The following is a 14982-nucleotide window of genomic DNA, read 5'->3' as shown; positions in this document are numbered from 1 at the left end:
CCGTCGCCGTCGAAGGCCAGGCCGATCTCGGCATCGGTCTCCCGCAGGCAGCGGATGAGGTCCTGCAGGTTTTCCGGATGGGCCGGGTCGGGATGGTGGTTGGGGAAGTTGCCGTCGACCTCGCAGAACAGTTCGACGACCTCGCAGCCCATGGCCTGGTAGAGCTCGGGCGCGAAGGCGCCGGCCACGCCGTTGCCGCAGTCGACCGCGATCTTCATCTTGCGCGAGACTTTCACGTCGCTGGTGATGCGCTCGAGATAGGCCTGCCTGATGTCATGGGTGCGGTAGCTGCCGCTGCCCTGGGCGAAGTCGCCCTTGACGATGGTCTGGTACAGGCTCTGGATGGCGTCGCCGTGGATGGCTTCGCCGGCCAGCACCATCTTGAAGCCGTTGTAGTCGGGCGGATTGTGGCTGCCGGTGACCATGATGCCGGACTGGGCATCGAGCACGTGGGTGGCGAAATAGACCATCGGGGTGGCGACCACGCCGAGGTCGATGACATTGATGCTGGCACGCTGCAGGCCCGCGGCCAGCGCGGTGGAGAGATCGGGACCGGAGAGGCGGCCGTCGCGGCCGATGACCACGGTCTGTTCGCCCTTGATGCGCGCTGCGGTGCCGAATGCCTGTCCAATCTGGCGCGCTACGCCGATGTCGAGTGTCTTGCCGACGATGCCGCGGATGTCGTATGCCTTGAAGATGCTTTGGGAAAGAGTGGCCATAATCGAAAAGGAGCAAAAAAGGGAGACTATACGGAATGCGGAGAATTGCTGCAGGAACCGGCGCCGGTCAGTGCGGATCGCGCCTGTTGTCGGTCTTCTTGCGGCGCGGCGATGGTTTCCTGTGCACAATCATCCAGCGCGGCGAGCGGAAGCGCACGATGCGGGCATACAGCCACACGTAGCTGAAGACGAAGAGCAGGGTCAGGCTGATCAGCACCCAGGTATGGCGCCAGAACAGCGTCGCCGGCACCACCGCCATCAGCGACAGCAGCCACAGGTAGGGCGAGGTCATGGAATTGCCGAGGCTGAGCGCCCGCGCATCATGCCGGCCGACGGCCCAGACCACGACGCGGCGGAAGATGAGGCTGTGCAGGTGGATGCCGTCCGGCGCTCCCGGCGACTGGCCGCGCAGGAACAGCCGGCGGTAGGCCGAGAACAGCGTCTCGAAGACCGGGTAGATCAGCAGCAGCACCGCGTACCAGGTCGAGACTTCGGGATTGCGCATGACCAGCAGCACCGACAGCTCGCCCAGCATGAAGCCGAGGAAATAGGCGCCGCCGTCGCCGAGGAAGATCAGCCCGGCCGGATAGTTCCAGATCAGGAAGCCGGCGGCGGCGCCGGCCACCACGAGCGTGGCCACCACGATGAAGGTGTCGTTGACCTGCAGCGCCACGTAGCCGAGCGAGAGCAGCATGCTGATGCTCACCACGGTGGCCAGGCCGTTGAAGCCGTCGATGATGTTGACCGCGTTGGCAATTCCCGCCACCGCCAGCACCGTCAGCGGCAGCGCCAGCCAGATGTAATTGAAGGTCCAGCTCGACCACAGCCAGTCGATGCGTTCGATGCGCGCCCCCAGCAGGTAGAAGCCCATGATGGCGGCCAGCATGGTCAGCAGCAGGCGGCGCGCCGGGCTGACGTTCTTGGTGAGGTCTTCCACGAAACCGCCGGCGAAGGCGACGCTGGAACAGACCAGCAGCATCAGGATGCCCTGCCCGATGTCCGGCGTACGCAGCATGGCGATGGCGGCGGTGATCACGACCGCCATGAAGATGCTGGCGCCGCCGATGCGGGGCACGGCGCGCACATGCACTTTCTGCACGCCGTCCAGATCATGGTCGAACACCGCCCGGTGCCTGCGGGCCTGCTTGATGATGAACAGCGTCAGTAGGACGGAGACGATGAAGCTGATGAGAAAAGACGACATGAATACCTGGAATGGCCGATGCAATCGCGCTGCGGCAATTCGGCAGCAGGCTGGTGCAGGCTGACGGACTACGGGAGGCAGCGTGGACTGATTGCGGCGGGCCGGGCGAAGAAAGGTGACAGTCTAAATTATTGCCAAGCGTTTATCACCAAAAAAACTAGATTTTTACGCAATATTTCAAGGACTTAACAGACTGCTAATGCGCCGTGCCGGGACGCCTCGGGCGTTGCGTGCGGTCGGATGCGTTCAGGAACACCAGCCAGGCCAGCGCGCTCCCCGTCAGCGCGGCCGCCGCGCCCGCCAGCAGCCGCCATTGCAGCGGCCAGTCCGGCTGCGAGCAGATGCCCGCGGCGGCGATCAGCAAGGTGCCGAGCACCAGCGGCTTGATCGCCGGTTTGGCGCTGCCCGGTCCGACCAGCCGCAGCAGCAGCAGGCAGTCGATCGACACGCGCAGGGTCCAGGCGACGGCGGCGCCGACGATGCCCCAGGCGGCGACGGCGGCCACCAGGCCGATCGCGTAAAGCGGGAATTCGAGCATGTGCAGCTTGGCCGTGATCTCGGAACGTTCATGGGCCTGCAGCCAGGCGAGCGGCAGGTAGGACACGGCATTGACGAAAATGCCGACGGCGACGATTTCCACCACCTGATAGCCGTTCTGCGCGAAGGCCGGCCCCAGCCACAGGCGCAGGCCGTCATAGGCGCAGGCCGCCGCCAGCATGCACATCGGCAGCATCAGCGCGGCTACCACCCTCACCCCGCGCTGATAGAGGTCGGACAGCGGAACGCCGTTGTCGCCCTGGCGTCCGGCAAACTTGGGGAACAGCACGCCGGCCAGCGCGCCGGGAATCACCAGCGTGCGCAGCATCACTTCCTGCGAGGTGACATACCAGGCGACCGCGGTGGGCGTGAGCAGCGCGGCCAGCACGAAGCGGTCGGAGTAGACCATCAGCGGGCCGACGATATTCGACACGGTGATCCAGCCGCCCTCCTGGAAGAAGGAGCGCAGGCTGGCCGGCTGCAGCGGGCCGAGCAGGATGCCCCGGTCCACCCGCAGGCAGGCCAGCGCATGCGCGAGCATCGACAGCACGCGGCCGATGACGATGGCCGCGATCAGCATGTCGAGCGTCGACCAGACTACCGCCGCCGCCGCTGGCGCCGCGTAGGTCCAGGCGCCGAATACGGTGCGCAGCAGATTGACGCGGGCGAAGCGATGCACGCCTTCGAGCACGCCGCGCAGCCAGTTGGTGGCCAGCGTGGCCGGCACGCCGATGGCGATCCAGTCCCAGCCGGCGGCCATCTCCCGGCCGAGTGGGCTGGCGGGCAGGAAGCCTTCGAACAGCAGCCGCGCGCCGAAGATCAGGAGGCCGATGATGATCAGCCCGGGCAGCGCCTTCTGCCACAGGAAACCGCGCAGCTCGCCGAGTTCATCGGCCAGCCGGCCTTCCTGCGAGGCGCTGGCGACGCGGCGCGTCACCACCCGGCCGAGGCCGAAATCGAGGAAGCCGAAATAGCCGACCAGCGCCCAGACGACGCCGAGCGCGCCCAGCCGCTCGACGCCGGCGCCATGCGCGATCACCGGCACCGACAGCAGCGCGACGAGCATCGGCGCGACATGGCCAAGCAGGTTGAAGGCGAAGAAACGTACCGTGGCCATGGCGACCGGGCTCAGCAGGCAGGCATCAGGTGGTCACCGCCGACGGTTCCAGCACCGCATCGTAGAAGGCCAGCGACGTGGCCGTCATGCCTTCCCAGGTGAAGAGACGACTCTGCTGCAGGCCGCGCTCGATCAGCCGGGCGCGTTCCTCCGGATCGCCCAGCAGCCGGTTCATGGCTTCGGCGATCTGTCCGATGTTGCCGGGATCGACCTGCACCGCCGCCTGCCCGGCCACTTCCGGCATCGAGGAAATGTTGCTGGTGATGGTGGGAACGCCGGCTGCCATGCCTTCGAGCGGCGGCAGGCCGAAGCCCTCATAGAACGACACGTAGGTGAACAGCAGCGCCGACTTCAGCAGCGCATGCTTTTCCGCCTCGTTGATGTAGCCGGTCAGCACGATGCGCTCGCGCAGGGGCGAGGCGTCGATATAGTCGAGCAGATCCTGGTAATCCCATCCGAGCTTGCCGGCGATGACCAGCTTGATGTCCGGATGGGCGCCGGCGACCGCCTCGAAGGCCTTGACCAGGCCCAGGATGTTCTTGCGCGGCTCGATGGTGCCGACATACAGGACATAACGGTCGATGCCGAAACGCCCGCGCAGCGATTCCACCAGCGCGGCATCCGGCGCCGAGTCCAGCCGCGCCAGGTCGGCGCCCAGCGGAATGACCTGCTCCGGTGCCTGCGACCCGGGGAAATAGCGCCTGAAGTCCCGCAACGTGGATTCCGAGATGAACAGCAGGCCTTCAGTCTTCGGCAGCTTGCGGATGAAGTACTGGAAGAACAGGCGCTTGACCGGCACATGCAGCTCCGGAAACAGGAAGAACGACATGTCGCAGACGGTGACGATGCGCTTGAAGCGGCCGAAAGAGGCCAGGGGAAAGCTGTAATGCAGCGAATGCACCGCATCGATGCCCGCTGCCAGCGCATAGCCCGGGATGCCGACCTGTTCCAGCAGGACGCGAAAGGCGAAGCGGCGGAACAGCGCCGCCTTCAGCGGCTTGACGACGGCGCTCGGCACGGCGCGCGTTTCCCGCAGCAGCTCGGCGTCGTCGTCGAGGACCAGGAAATGCAGCTGGCGGCCGGATGCCCCCGCCTGCAGGCAGCGGATGTAATTGAGCGCATAGATGCCCACGCCGGTGCGCTGCAAAGGCAGCTGGGTCAGGTCGATCAATACTTTTTTCATGGAGGGGGCATTCAAGAGGCGCCTATGGAAAACTCACAAGACTCACAGGACTCACGGGACTCACGACTTGCGATTGATCAGCGGGTCCGGTGCGGCATCCGCCTGCCCGTCCTGCGTCATCTGCCGCAGGGCCTTGCGATTGATGGCATCGCGTTCGGCATCGAACAGCCAGCCCCATTTGCGAAAATACTGGATGGCGGAACGGATATGCCGCTTCAGCAATGCGCTGCTCTTGTAGGAGCCCTTCTGGTACGCATGGATGATGGAGGCCTTTGGATAGAAGACGGTCCGCGCCACCTTCCCGATGCGCCGCGACAGGTCGACATCTTCCAGATACATGAAAAAGCGCTCGTCGAAACCGCCGACCTGCTTGAGCACCGAGCTTCGCAGGAACATGAAGCAGCCGGACAGCGCCGGCACGTCCATGATGCGGTCATAGCCGCTGCGGCGCATCTCATAGGTATCGAGCCGGCCGCTGCTCTCGTACAGGCCGGGCAGGAAACGCCGCACCCACAGGTCGGCCGGCGTCGGCAGCAGCTTGCACAGATGCTGCCGGCTGCCGTCCGGATAACGGATGTCTGGCATGACGAGGCCGATGTCCTGGTGCGCTTCCATGTAGGCCAACAGCGCGGGCAGCACTTCGGGGCCGAAGGAAATGTCGGGATTGAGCACCACGTGGTAGCGTGCGCCCTGCTCCAGCGCTTCGCGCATCGCCAGGTTATGGGCAGCGCCGAAGCCGGGGTTGTCCGGGCGGTGGATATAGCGGGCGCCGAAGCGGCGGGCAACTTCGGCCAGCGCGTCGTCGGCGGAATTGTCGATCAGGTAAATCGCCGATTCCATCGGCGTGGACGCAATGCTGCGCAGCACCTCCGCGATCTGCTCGGGCGGATTGTGGTAGCTGACGATGGCGCAACTGATCTGCATGATGCTGGGAAATAAGGAGGATGGGCCTGATTCTAACCGGCCGGGGTTCAAGTGAGTACCTTGCGGTAGACATCCAGCGTCTGCAGCGCGAACCGGCGCCAGGTGAACGATGCGGCGCGCTCCCGGCCGGCTTGCGCCAGCCGCGCATGCAGCTCGTCGTTTTCCAGGAGTTCCTGCATGTGCCGCCTGATCGCATCGTCGTCAAGCGGCTCCACCAGCAGTCCGGCATCGCCCACCACTTCCGGCAGCGATGCCCGGTTGGAGGCGATCACCGGCGTGCCGCAGGCCATGGCTTCCAGCGGCGGCAGCCCGAATCCTTCGTAGATCGATGGATAGACGAACATTCTGGCGCCCGAGTAGAGCGCGGGCAGCTCGGCTTGCGCCACATAGCCGGTCAGCACGACTTCGCCCCTGGCGATCATTTGCTGAAGACCGGTGGAAAACTTTTCCATGCCCCAGCCATCCATGCCGACGATCACCAGCGGCATTTGCCACCGCACGCCGTCGGGCAGGCGGCTGAAGGCGGCGATCACGGACAACAGGTTCTTGCGGGGCTCCAGGGTGCCGACGGCAAGAATGTATTGTCCGTATCGCAGGCCGTACTGCGACAAGACGGCCCCGGATGCGTTCATGGGGCGAAATTCCGGCGCCACGCCGAGCAGGATGGTGCTTACCCGCTCCGCGGCAAGGCCGTAATGATCGATCACTTCCTGCCGTACGAATTCGGAATCGACAACGATATGGTCGGCGCGCCGCAGCACCGACGGCATGACCCGGTTCATTTCCCGCACCCGTTCGGCGGGATGCGTTTCCGGATACCGGATCCAGGAAATATCGTGCACGGTGACGACCGTGGGGCCGCGATAGCGGAGCGCAAGGTAGGCGGGTTCGTGATACAGCGTGATGCCATGCTCGCGGGCGCCGCTGGAAAAACGCAGCTGCTTGAGCATGCGGGTGAGCACCAGCGGATTGGGCACGAAACGCTTGATCGCATCATTGATCCGGCGGGCGGCGGGCGGCGCGGCCGTGCGCAGGTCCTGCCCCCAGTCCGTGCCGTAGAACAGCCACGGCTGCGGATCGAGCAAATGCTGCATTTCCGAGATCAGCCGGTAGGTGTATTGTCCGACGCCGGTCAGGGGTCCGAGCAGCGGCACGGCATTGATGCCCACGCGAACGCCCTTCAATGCATCCATGCTCCCCTCCTTTGGCTCGGCGCAAGCCAGGGATTGCGCCGCGTGAGGCGCGGCTGTCTGGAGAGCGGTCAGCACGATGGTCAGGCGTCGACGCCGGCGGAATACATCCACCGCAGGGTTTCGTCGAGGGTATGGGTTTCCATGTCGCCGACGATGGACTGGAGCTTCTTCGGCGAGCCGATCAGGATCTTGACTTCCGACTGCCGCACGAAGGCCGGGTTGACCCGCACCTCGATTTCATAGCCGGCGATCTCCTGCATCATCTCGATGATGGAACGCAGCGAGTACGGCTTGCCGCTGCAGACATTGACGGTTTCGCCGGCGCAGTTGTTTTCCAGCAGGCCGTGATAGGCGGAAGCCACCATGCGCACATCGGAAAAATCGCGTTCGACATCCAGGTTGCCGAGTTCGATCACCGGCGCGCGCTGGACGAAATGGGAAACGATCTTCGGCACGAGGAAATTCGGCTGCTGTCCCACGCCGGTATAGTTGAACGGCCGGCTGATGACGATGGGCATGCGGTCCGACCAGGTGCGCACCAAGTGCTCCATCGCCAGCTTGCTGGCGGCATAGTGGTTCACCGGTTGCGGCGGCTGGGTTTCGGCGATCATGCCCTCGGTGGCGTTGCCGTACACGTTGGCGCTGCTGGCGATGAGCACGCGCTGCGGCGACAGCTTGAGATCGGCGAGCGCCTGCAGCAGGTTGATGGTGCCGATCACATTGACGCGGTAGAAGGCGTCGGCATCGGCATGCGCGACGAAGCTGATCGCGGCGAGATGCACCAGGTAATCCGGCTGTACCTTGTTCATCACGCGCCGGCAGTCATCCAGCGACGTGATGTCCAGCGTCATTTCATGCGGTCCCTTGGCGGCGCCGACCAGCGCGCCGCAGACCGAATAGCCGGCGGCCTCCAGCTCCGCCCGGACATACTTGCCGGTGAAGCCGTTGGCGCCCGTCAGCAGCACCCGGCCGCGATGGCCGGTTGCCGCACTGCTAGAAGGAGAACCCACGCTCGTTTCTCCGCAGGTCAGCCTGTACCATCATCTGGCACAACTGCTCCAGGGTTGTCTTCGGCGCCCAGCCAAGTTTTTCCATGGCCTTGGCCGGATTGCCGATCAGCAGATCGACTTCTGCGGGACGGTAGAACTTGGGATTGATGCGCACCACGATCTTGCCGCTGTTGGCATCGATCGCCACTTCGTCCTCGCCGGAACCGCGCCACTCGAGCGGCATGTCGGCGGCCTTGAATGCCATGGTGACGAAATCGCGCACGGTTTCGGTCCGGTTGGTGGCGAGCACGAAGGTATCGGGCTCATTGGCCTGCAGCATGCGCCACATGCCTTCCACGTATTCCTTCGCATAGCCCCAGTCGCGCTTGGCGTCCATGTTGCCCAGCTCCAGCACGTCCTGCTTGCCGAGACGGATCTTGGCGACGGTGTCGGTGATCTTGCGGGTCACGAATTCACGGCCGCGCAGCGGCGATTCATGATTGAACAGGATGCCGCTGCAGCCGAAGATGTTGTACGACTCGCGGTAGTTGATGGTGATCCAGTGGCCGTAGAGCTTGGCCACGCCATACGGGCTGCGCGGGTAGAACGGCGTGTCCTCGATCTGCGGGATGGCCTGCACCTTGCCGAACATTTCGGACGTCGACGCCTGATAGAAACGCACATTCGGATTGACGATGCGGATGGCTTCGAGCAGGTTGAGCGGGCCGATGCCGGTGATTTCCGCCGTGGTGGCGGGCTGGTCGAAGGACACGCCGACGAAGCTTTGCGCGGCGAGGTTATACACTTCGGTGGCGCCGGTCGACTGCAGCAGGCGGATGCTCGAGCTGAGGTCGGTCAGGTCGTATTCGACCAGATGCAGGTTCGGATGCTTGTCGATTCCCAGTTCTTCGATCCGCCAGAAATTGACCGAGCTGGTACGGCGGTAGGTGCCGTAGACAGTGTAGCCCTTGTTGAGCAGAAGTTCGGCGAGATAGGCGCCATCCTGACCGGTGATGCCGGTGATGACTGCGATAGATGGTTTAGTCATTTTAAGCTTGGTGAAATCTGGAAAAAGGAAAAAGAGGAAACCAACTTGCGTCGGCAGTACTGCTCTTCGTTGCAATTATCGGAACTGCCGTCGGAGCACCTGCACAAATTAGTGGAAATCAATATTGATCGTGATAACGGAAATCAAAGTTGTTTCAAGATTGCACGAAATTCCGTTCACGCCTTTTACACCGCTTCGCCATCGCCGGCCACCTTCTGCCGCGCGCTGCCGCGGCACGCATGCCGATGACCCTGATTCATGAAGATGGCGAGTATACAACTTCGCAACTTCGGCAAGCCGGTTTCGCCGTCCATGCTCCGAACGAACGACAGCGAACGGACGGCAGCTGGTATTTACAGTTCGTCGACGATTTCGCCGACACGGCGGCGGAACAGCCGCATGCCGATCGCGCACAGCACGATGCTGAGCACCGCCGGGATCGCCAGCGTGGACCATTCCGGCCATTTGCCATGCACCAGGATATTCTGATAGGCCATCACGAGCGTTGCCATCGGATTCAGGTTCAGATAGTCGCGCACTCTTTCGGGAAGGATGGTCGATGGATAGACCACCGGCGTAAACCAGAACCAGAATTGCAGCAGAACGGCAAAGAACTGACCTACATCACGGAAGAATACATTCAGTACGCCGACAATGATACCAAGCCCGATTGCGAACCCGATCTGTATGGCCAGAACAGGAAAAAGCGCGATGAAGCTTATGCCGGGAAACGACCCCGAGAACAGCAGGAATGCGATGAACAGCGTGAAGATGATCGCAAAGTTGATTCCCGCATTGAGCACGACGATGATCGGCAGGCAGATCCTCGGAAAACTGATCTTCTTGATCAGATTTGCGTGTTCCAGGAACACGTTCTGCGCACGGCTGACGATATCCGCGAACAAACCCCAGGTCAGCACGCCGGCGCACAGGTAGATGCTGTAGGCAAAGCTGTTGTCAACACCCGGCAGCTTTGCCTTCATTACCTGGGAAAAGATGACCGTGTACACCACGATCATCGCCAGCGGATTGAGAACCGTCCATGCTGCGCCCAACAGCGAATTGCGGTACCGCGACTGAAACTCCCGCTTGACGCTGCTCGATATGAAGCCACGATAGCTCCATACCGAGCGCAACATGCCTACTGCCATTATTTAGCCCTGCCGTATATGTCTTCGAAACGGACGATGTCATCCTCGCCCAGATAGGAGCCGCATTGTACCTCGATCAGGGCAAGTTCCGTGTCGCCAACATTGGTCAGGCGATGCTTGTTGCCGGCGGGGATATAGGTCGACTCGTTGGCTTCCAGAACCACCGTGTTGTCGCCATTGATGACTTCCGCCTTGCCGGAAACCACGACCCAGTGTTCGCTGCGGTGATGGTGCATCTGCAACGACAGCGAGGCGCCGGGCTTTACCGCGATGCGCTTGATCTTGAAACCGGGCGCATCCTGCAGGACGGTATAGGTGCCCCAGGGACGAGACACGGTGCGGTGGTTCTTGTGGGCTTCATGGCCCGCGGCCTTCAGGCGGGTCACCACTTCCTTGACTTCCTGGCTGCGCGCCTTGTCCGCCACCAGCAACGCGTCCGGCGTGTCGATCACCAGCAGGTTGTCCAGGCCGATCACCGCAACCAGGCGGTCGGTCGTCTGGATGTGGGTGTTGCGGCTGTCGATGACGATGGTCTGGCAATTGTTGTTCGTGTTGCCCGACTCGTCGGCCGGGATGGCTTCGGCCACGGCCTTCCAGGCGCCGATGTCGCTCCAGTCGAAATCGCCCGGGATGACGGCAATGTTCTTTGCCTTTTCCATCACCGCATAGTCGATGGAAATGTTTTCCAGCGCGGTGAAGGTGGCCGGCAGTTCCATCTTGTCGCCTTCCGCCTTGGTGCTGTTCCACACATTGCGGGCGGTTTCCAGCAGGGCCGGGTTGTAGGTGGCGAATGCATCGAGAATGGTGCTGGCCTTGAAGCAGAACATGCCGCTGTTCCAGACATAGTTGCCTTCGGCGAGGTAGCGCGCGGCGGTGACCGCATCCGGCTTCTCGACGAAGCGCTGCACCACGCGGGCATGCTCGCTGACCTTGTTGCCCATCTCGATGTAGCCGAAGCCGGTTTCCGGCGCCTTGGGCTTGATGCCGAACAGGACCAGGAAACCGTCCTTGGCCAGGTTCTCGGCATGCTGCACGGCGGTGTAGAAGCCGGGCGTGTCCTTGATCAGGTGATCGGCCGGCAACACCAGCATGCAGGCATCGGGCTTTTGCTGCATGGCCCACATCGCGGCCAGCGCGATCGCCGGCGCGGTATTGCGCCCGGACGGTTCCAGCAGGTAGTGAGGCTTCACTTCCTGGCTATCCAGTTCGTCGTGCGACAGGAAATAGTAGTCGCGGTTGGTGACGATCAGCGGCTGCGTATTGTTGGACACCGCCAGCGCGCGTTCATGCGTCTGGGTCAGCAGGCTCTTGCCGTCGCCGATGCGCATGAAAGGCTTGGGATGCGCTTCGCGGGAAACCGGCCAGAGTCGTGTACCGGCGCCGCCGGAGAGGATAATGGGAATCAGCATAATGTTATCTCACTGTTTTTAATTCATTCGGGCTCGTAGCGCCGCCTTGTGGGCGGTGCTCGGTTCGGCATTACCTTGGTCATCTTCGTTATTCAAGACACAGTCTCAAGGCACTGTCCCAGGCGGGCAGGCCGCAGAATGTGCGTATCAGCTTGTCGCAGGACAGTGCAGAATTCGCCGGACGTCGTGCGGGCAGCGGGTAATCCTGTGTGGTTATGGGCAGAACCGGCGGTTTCCTGCTTGATGACCCATGTGCAACAATAGTCTGCGCGAAACCATGCCAGGTGGTTTGACCTTGCGCAGCAAGATGGTAGAGGCCACTCTTTTCACGCCAAGCGCCCTCGTTGAGAGCCGCGGCGGCGGGTCCGCGGGGGTCGCACTGTAGGGCCGCTACAACATGCGCAGTCGTATCCGCGATGGTGCGGCACCATGTGGGCGCACCGTATTGATCGGCAACAATGCGCAATTCATCCCGTTCACGGGCCAGGCGCTGCATGGTCAGCAGAAAATTCTGTCCCCTTCTCCCGTACACCCAGCTGGTGCGGAAGATCAGGTGCGGAATGCCGCTGGCCTGGACCGCCGTCTCGCCGGCGAGCTTGGTGCGGCCATAGACATTGATCGGCCCGGTGGCATCGTCTTCGACGTAGGAGCCGGATTTGCTGCCATCGAACACATAATCAGTCGAGTAATGAATCATCGCCGCGCCGATGCTGCGCGCCGTCTCGGCCATCACCGCTGGCGCCTCGCCGTTGATGCGCATGGCCAGTTCAGGCTCCGCCTCCGCCTTGTCGACGGCGGTGTAGGCCGCCGGGTTGACAATCAGCGACGGGCGCAGAGCGCGTATCGTTTCCCGTATCTGGTCCAGGTCCGCCAGATCCAGGCCCTTGCGGTCCAGCGCCATGACCTCGCCCAGGCCTTGCAGGCTGCGCTCGAGTTCATACCCGACCTGGCCGTTCCTGCCTGTCAGCAATATTCTCATGGATACACCTCGGCATCCTTGAGCAGCTTGCCGCTGCGGTCCTTTTCCGAGAGTACCGGCGCAAAGCCGATCGGCCAATCGATGCCGATGGCCGGATCATTCCAGGCGATGCAGCGCTCATGTTCCCTGGCCCAGTAATCGGTGGTCTTGTAAAGGAATTCGGCGGACTCGCTGGTCACGACGAAACCATGCGCGAAACCGGGCGGCACCCACATCTGCATCTTGTTGTCGGCGGAAAGTAGCGCGCCTACCCATTGGCCAAAGGTCGGCGACCCTTTGCGGATGTCGACCGCGACATCGAACACCTCGCCGGCGATCACGCGGACCAGCTTGCCCTGGGCCTGCCGGATCTGGTAGTGGAGCCCGCGCAATACGCCTTTCGCGGAACGGGAATGGTTGTCCTGCACGAATTCCACGGCCTCGCCGCCGTTGACCAGCGAGGCGAATTCGCGCTGATTGAAGCTTTCGAAGAAGAAGCCGCGCTCGTCTCCGAACACATCGGGCTTGATGAGCTTCACATCGGCAATGGCGGTTGCGGTTACCTGCATGGTCAGAACACCTTGTCCCTGAGAATGTGCAACAGATATTGGCCGTAGCCGTTCTTCATCAGCGGCTGCGCCAGTTTTTCCAGATGTTCCGCCGTGATATAGCCCATGCGGTAGGCAATCTCTTCCGGGCACGCCACCTTCAGGCCCTGGCGCTTTTCCAGCGTCGCGATGAATTGCGCGGCGTCGAGCAGCGAATCATGCGTGCCGGTATCGAGCCATGCCACGCCGCGGCCCATGACCTGGACGGTGAGCTGACCGCGGTCCAGGTAAGCCTGGTTGACATCGGTGATTTCGAGTTCGCCGCGTGCCGAAGGCCGGATGCCGGCGGCAATGTCGCACACCTGTTCGTCGTAGAAATAAAGCCCGGTGACGGCGTAATTCGACTTCGGCACGGCCGGCTTTTCGACGATGCTGACCGCGCGCTTGCCGCTGTCGAACTCGACCACGCCGTAGCGCTCGGGATCGAGCACGTGATAGGCGAACACCGTCGCGCCGCTGGCGGCGGAACATGCGCCTTGCAGTTGCGCGGCGAAGTCATGGCCGTAATAGATGTTGTCGCCGAGGATGAGCGCGGAATGCGCGCCGCCAATGAATTCGCGACCGATGATGAACGCCTGCGCCAGGCCTTCCGGCGCCGGCTGCTCTGCATAGCTCAGGTTGATGCCCCACCGGCTGCCGTCGCCCAGAAGGTCGCTGAAGCGCGTACGGTCCACGGGAGTGGTAATGATGAGGATGTCGCGTATGCCGGCCAGCATCAGCGTCGACAGCGGATAGTAGATCATCGGCTTGTCGTACACCGGAAGCAGCTGCTTGGAGGTGGACATCGTGACCGGATAGAGCCGGGTGCCCGAACCGCCTGCCAGGATGATGCCCTTGCGCGCCGTCGTCATGCACTCCTCCCAGAGACGGAAGTCCGGTCGGCATAGTTCTTTTCCACCCACTGCAGATAGGCGCCCGACTGGATATCCCTTACCCAGTCCTGATGATCGAGGTACCACTGTACCGTCTTGCGGATGCCGGTGTCGAAGCTCTCGACCGGCCGCCAGCAGAGCTCGCGTCCGATTTTTCCCGCGTCGATTGCGTAGCGGCGGTCGTGGCCCGGCCGGTCCTGGACGAAGCCGATCTGCTGCCGGTAGCTTGTGCCTGTCGGCACGAGGCTGTCGAGGATGTCGCACAGGGTGTGCACCACCTCGAGGTTGGTCTTTTCATTCCAGCCGCCGATGTTATAGGTCTCGCCCGGCCTGCCGGCTTCCAGCACGCGCCGGATGGCGGCGCAGTGGTCGCCCACGTACAGCCAGTCGCGCACGTTGGCGCCGTCGCCGTAAATCGGCAGCCGCTTGCCGGCCAGCGCGCTGGCGATCATCAGCGGAATCAGTTTTTCGGGAAATTGATAAGGTCCGTAATTGTTGGAGCAGTTGCTGGTGAGCGTGGCCAGGCCGTAGGTATGGTGATAGGCGCGCACCAGATGGTCCGACGCGGCCTTGGAAGCCGAGTATGGACTGTTGGGAGCGTAAGGCGTGTTTTCGGTAAAGGCGGGATCGCCGGGATTGAGCGAGCCGTAGACTTCATCGGTGGACACATGCAGGAAGCGAAATGCCGCCCGCTCGCCGGCCGGCAGGCGCGAGACGTAGGCACGCGCCGCTTCCAGCAGACTGAAGGTGCCGTTGACGTTGGTCGTGATGAAATCGCCCGGCGCATGGATCGAGCGATCAACATGGCTTTCCGCGGCAAAATGCACGATCGCGCGGGGACGATACTTGTCCAGCAGGGATGCAACCAGCCCGCCGTCGCAGATATCCCCCTTGACGAAGATGTGGCGCGCGTCCTCCCGAACCGATGCGAGATTGTTCAGGTTGCCGGCGTAGGTGAGCTTGTCGAGATTGACAATCGATTCATCCGTGGACGCGAGCCAGCCCAGCACGAAATTCGCGCCGATGAAACCTGCTCCGCCCGTCACTAGAATCATGCCACTCCTCCCGAT

The 14982-nt window shown here is 62.7% G+C and carries 13 protein-coding genes and 1 pseudogene; all 14 read right to left on the bottom strand.

Going from position 1 to position 14982, the window contains the following annotated elements; genetic code table 11:
• Positions 1–719: pseudogene (locus FH061_RS10840) on the bottom strand (phosphomannomutase/phosphoglucomutase); the annotation flags it as partial.
• Positions 720–786: 67 nt separating this feature from the next.
• A complete protein-coding gene (locus FH061_RS10835; protein WP_151635796.1) occupies positions 787–1923 on the bottom strand; it encodes a glycosyltransferase family 4 protein in 1137 nt (378 codons plus the stop codon).
• 196 nt (positions 1924–2119) lie between these two features.
• Positions 2120–3577 carry a flippase gene (locus tag FH061_RS10830; protein ID WP_151635794.1) on the bottom strand — a complete coding sequence of 486 codons (1458 nt, stop codon included), beginning with the start codon at positions 3575–3577 and terminating at the stop codon, positions 2120–2122.
• Between the two features lie 25 nt (positions 3578–3602).
• Positions 3603–4760 (bottom strand): glycosyltransferase family 4 protein, encoded by a 1158-nt coding sequence (locus FH061_RS10825; RefSeq protein WP_151635792.1) that lies wholly within the window; start codon positions 4758–4760, stop codon positions 3603–3605.
• 60 nt (positions 4761–4820) lie between these two features.
• Positions 4821–5684 carry a glycosyltransferase family 2 protein gene (locus FH061_RS10820; protein WP_151635790.1) on the bottom strand — a complete coding sequence of 288 codons (864 nt, stop codon included), beginning with the start codon at positions 5682–5684 and terminating at the stop codon, positions 4821–4823.
• Positions 5685–5731: 47 nt separating this feature from the next.
• Positions 5732–6877 carry a glycosyltransferase family 4 protein gene (locus FH061_RS10815; protein ID WP_151635788.1) on the bottom strand — a complete coding sequence of 382 codons (1146 nt, stop codon included), beginning with the start codon at positions 6875–6877 and terminating at the stop codon, positions 5732–5734.
• Positions 6878–6957: 80 nt separating this feature from the next.
• Positions 6958–7887 (bottom strand): GDP-mannose 4,6-dehydratase, encoded by a 930-nt coding sequence (locus FH061_RS10810; RefSeq protein ID WP_151635786.1) that lies wholly within the window; start codon positions 7885–7887, stop codon positions 6958–6960.
• Positions 7871–8914: a GDP-mannose 4,6-dehydratase gene (gene gmd, locus FH061_RS10805; RefSeq protein ID WP_151635784.1), complete on the bottom strand. Its 1044-nt coding sequence runs from the start codon at positions 8912–8914 to the stop codon at positions 7871–7873. The genes FH061_RS10810 and gmd overlap by 17 nt, the downstream gene beginning before the upstream one ends.
• Positions 8915–9267: 353 nt before the next feature.
• A complete protein-coding gene (locus FH061_RS10800; protein WP_151635782.1) occupies positions 9268–10065 on the bottom strand; it encodes an ABC transporter permease in 798 nt (265 codons plus the stop codon).
• On the bottom strand, positions 10065–11474 hold the full coding sequence (locus FH061_RS10795; protein WP_151635780.1) for a mannose-1-phosphate guanylyltransferase/mannose-6-phosphate isomerase: 1410 nt from the start codon (positions 11472–11474) through the stop codon (positions 10065–10067). The genes FH061_RS10800 and FH061_RS10795 overlap by 1 nt, the downstream gene beginning before the upstream one ends.
• A gap of 88 nt (positions 11475–11562) precedes the next feature.
• The gene (rfbD, locus tag FH061_RS10790; RefSeq protein WP_151635778.1) at positions 11563–12453 is read right to left on the bottom strand and encodes a dTDP-4-dehydrorhamnose reductase; all 891 of its coding nucleotides are present in this window, start codon (positions 12451–12453) and stop codon (positions 11563–11565) included.
• Positions 12450–13007 (bottom strand): dTDP-4-dehydrorhamnose 3,5-epimerase, encoded by a 558-nt coding sequence (rfbC, locus tag FH061_RS10785; protein ID WP_151635846.1) that lies wholly within the window; start codon positions 13005–13007, stop codon positions 12450–12452. The genes rfbD and rfbC overlap by 4 nt, the downstream gene beginning before the upstream one ends.
• On the bottom strand, positions 13004–13891 hold the full coding sequence (rfbA, locus tag FH061_RS10780; protein WP_151635776.1) for a glucose-1-phosphate thymidylyltransferase RfbA: 888 nt from the start codon (positions 13889–13891) through the stop codon (positions 13004–13006). The genes rfbC and rfbA overlap by 4 nt, the downstream gene beginning before the upstream one ends.
• Positions 13888–14967 (bottom strand): dTDP-glucose 4,6-dehydratase, encoded by a 1080-nt coding sequence (gene rfbB, locus FH061_RS10775; protein WP_151635774.1) that lies wholly within the window; start codon positions 14965–14967, stop codon positions 13888–13890. The genes rfbA and rfbB overlap by 4 nt, the downstream gene beginning before the upstream one ends.
• Positions 14968–14982 lie beyond the last annotated feature (15 nt).

It is taken from the genome of Noviherbaspirillum aerium (assembly GCF_008929045.1).
Classification (GTDB): domain Bacteria; phylum Pseudomonadota; class Gammaproteobacteria; order Burkholderiales; family Burkholderiaceae_D; genus Noviherbaspirillum; species Noviherbaspirillum aerium.
Note: the sequence above shows the minus strand (reverse complement) of the source record. Positions and strands in the feature narration are given on the sequence as shown.

Excerpts from the sequence above, each read along its gene's own strand:
- FH061_RS10835 (WP_151635796.1), bottom strand. The coding sequence starts at position 1,923 with ATGTCGTCTTTTCTCATCAGCTTCATCGTCTCCGTCCTACTGACGCTG.
- FH061_RS10830 (WP_151635794.1), bottom strand. The coding sequence starts at position 3,577 with ATGGCCACGGTACGTTTCTTCGCCTTCAACCTGCTTGGCCATGTCGCG.
- FH061_RS10825 (WP_151635792.1), bottom strand. The coding sequence starts at position 4,760 with ATGAAAAAAGTATTGATCGACCTGACCCAGCTGCCTTTGCAGCGCACC.
- FH061_RS10820 (WP_151635790.1), bottom strand. The coding sequence starts at position 5,684 with ATGCAGATCAGTTGCGCCATCGTCAGCTACCACAATCCGCCCGAGCAG.
- FH061_RS10815 (WP_151635788.1), bottom strand. The coding sequence starts at position 6,877 with ATGGATGCATTGAAGGGCGTTCGCGTGGGCATCAATGCCGTGCCGCTG.
- gmd (WP_151635784.1), bottom strand. The coding sequence starts at position 8,914 with ATGACTAAACCATCTATCGCAGTCATCACCGGCATCACCGGTCAGGAT.
- FH061_RS10800 (WP_151635782.1), bottom strand. The coding sequence starts at position 10,065 with ATGGCAGTAGGCATGTTGCGCTCGGTATGGAGCTATCGTGGCTTCATA.
- FH061_RS10795 (WP_151635780.1), bottom strand. The coding sequence starts at position 11,474 with ATGCTGATTCCCATTATCCTCTCCGGCGGCGCCGGTACACGACTCTGG.
- rfbD (WP_151635778.1), bottom strand. The coding sequence starts at position 12,453 with ATGAGAATATTGCTGACAGGCAGGAACGGCCAGGTCGGGTATGAACTC.
- rfbA (WP_151635776.1), bottom strand. The coding sequence starts at position 13,891 with ATGACGACGGCGCGCAAGGGCATCATCCTGGCAGGCGGTTCGGGCACC.
- rfbB (WP_151635774.1), bottom strand. The coding sequence starts at position 14,967 with ATGATTCTAGTGACGGGCGGAGCAGGTTTCATCGGCGCGAATTTCGTG.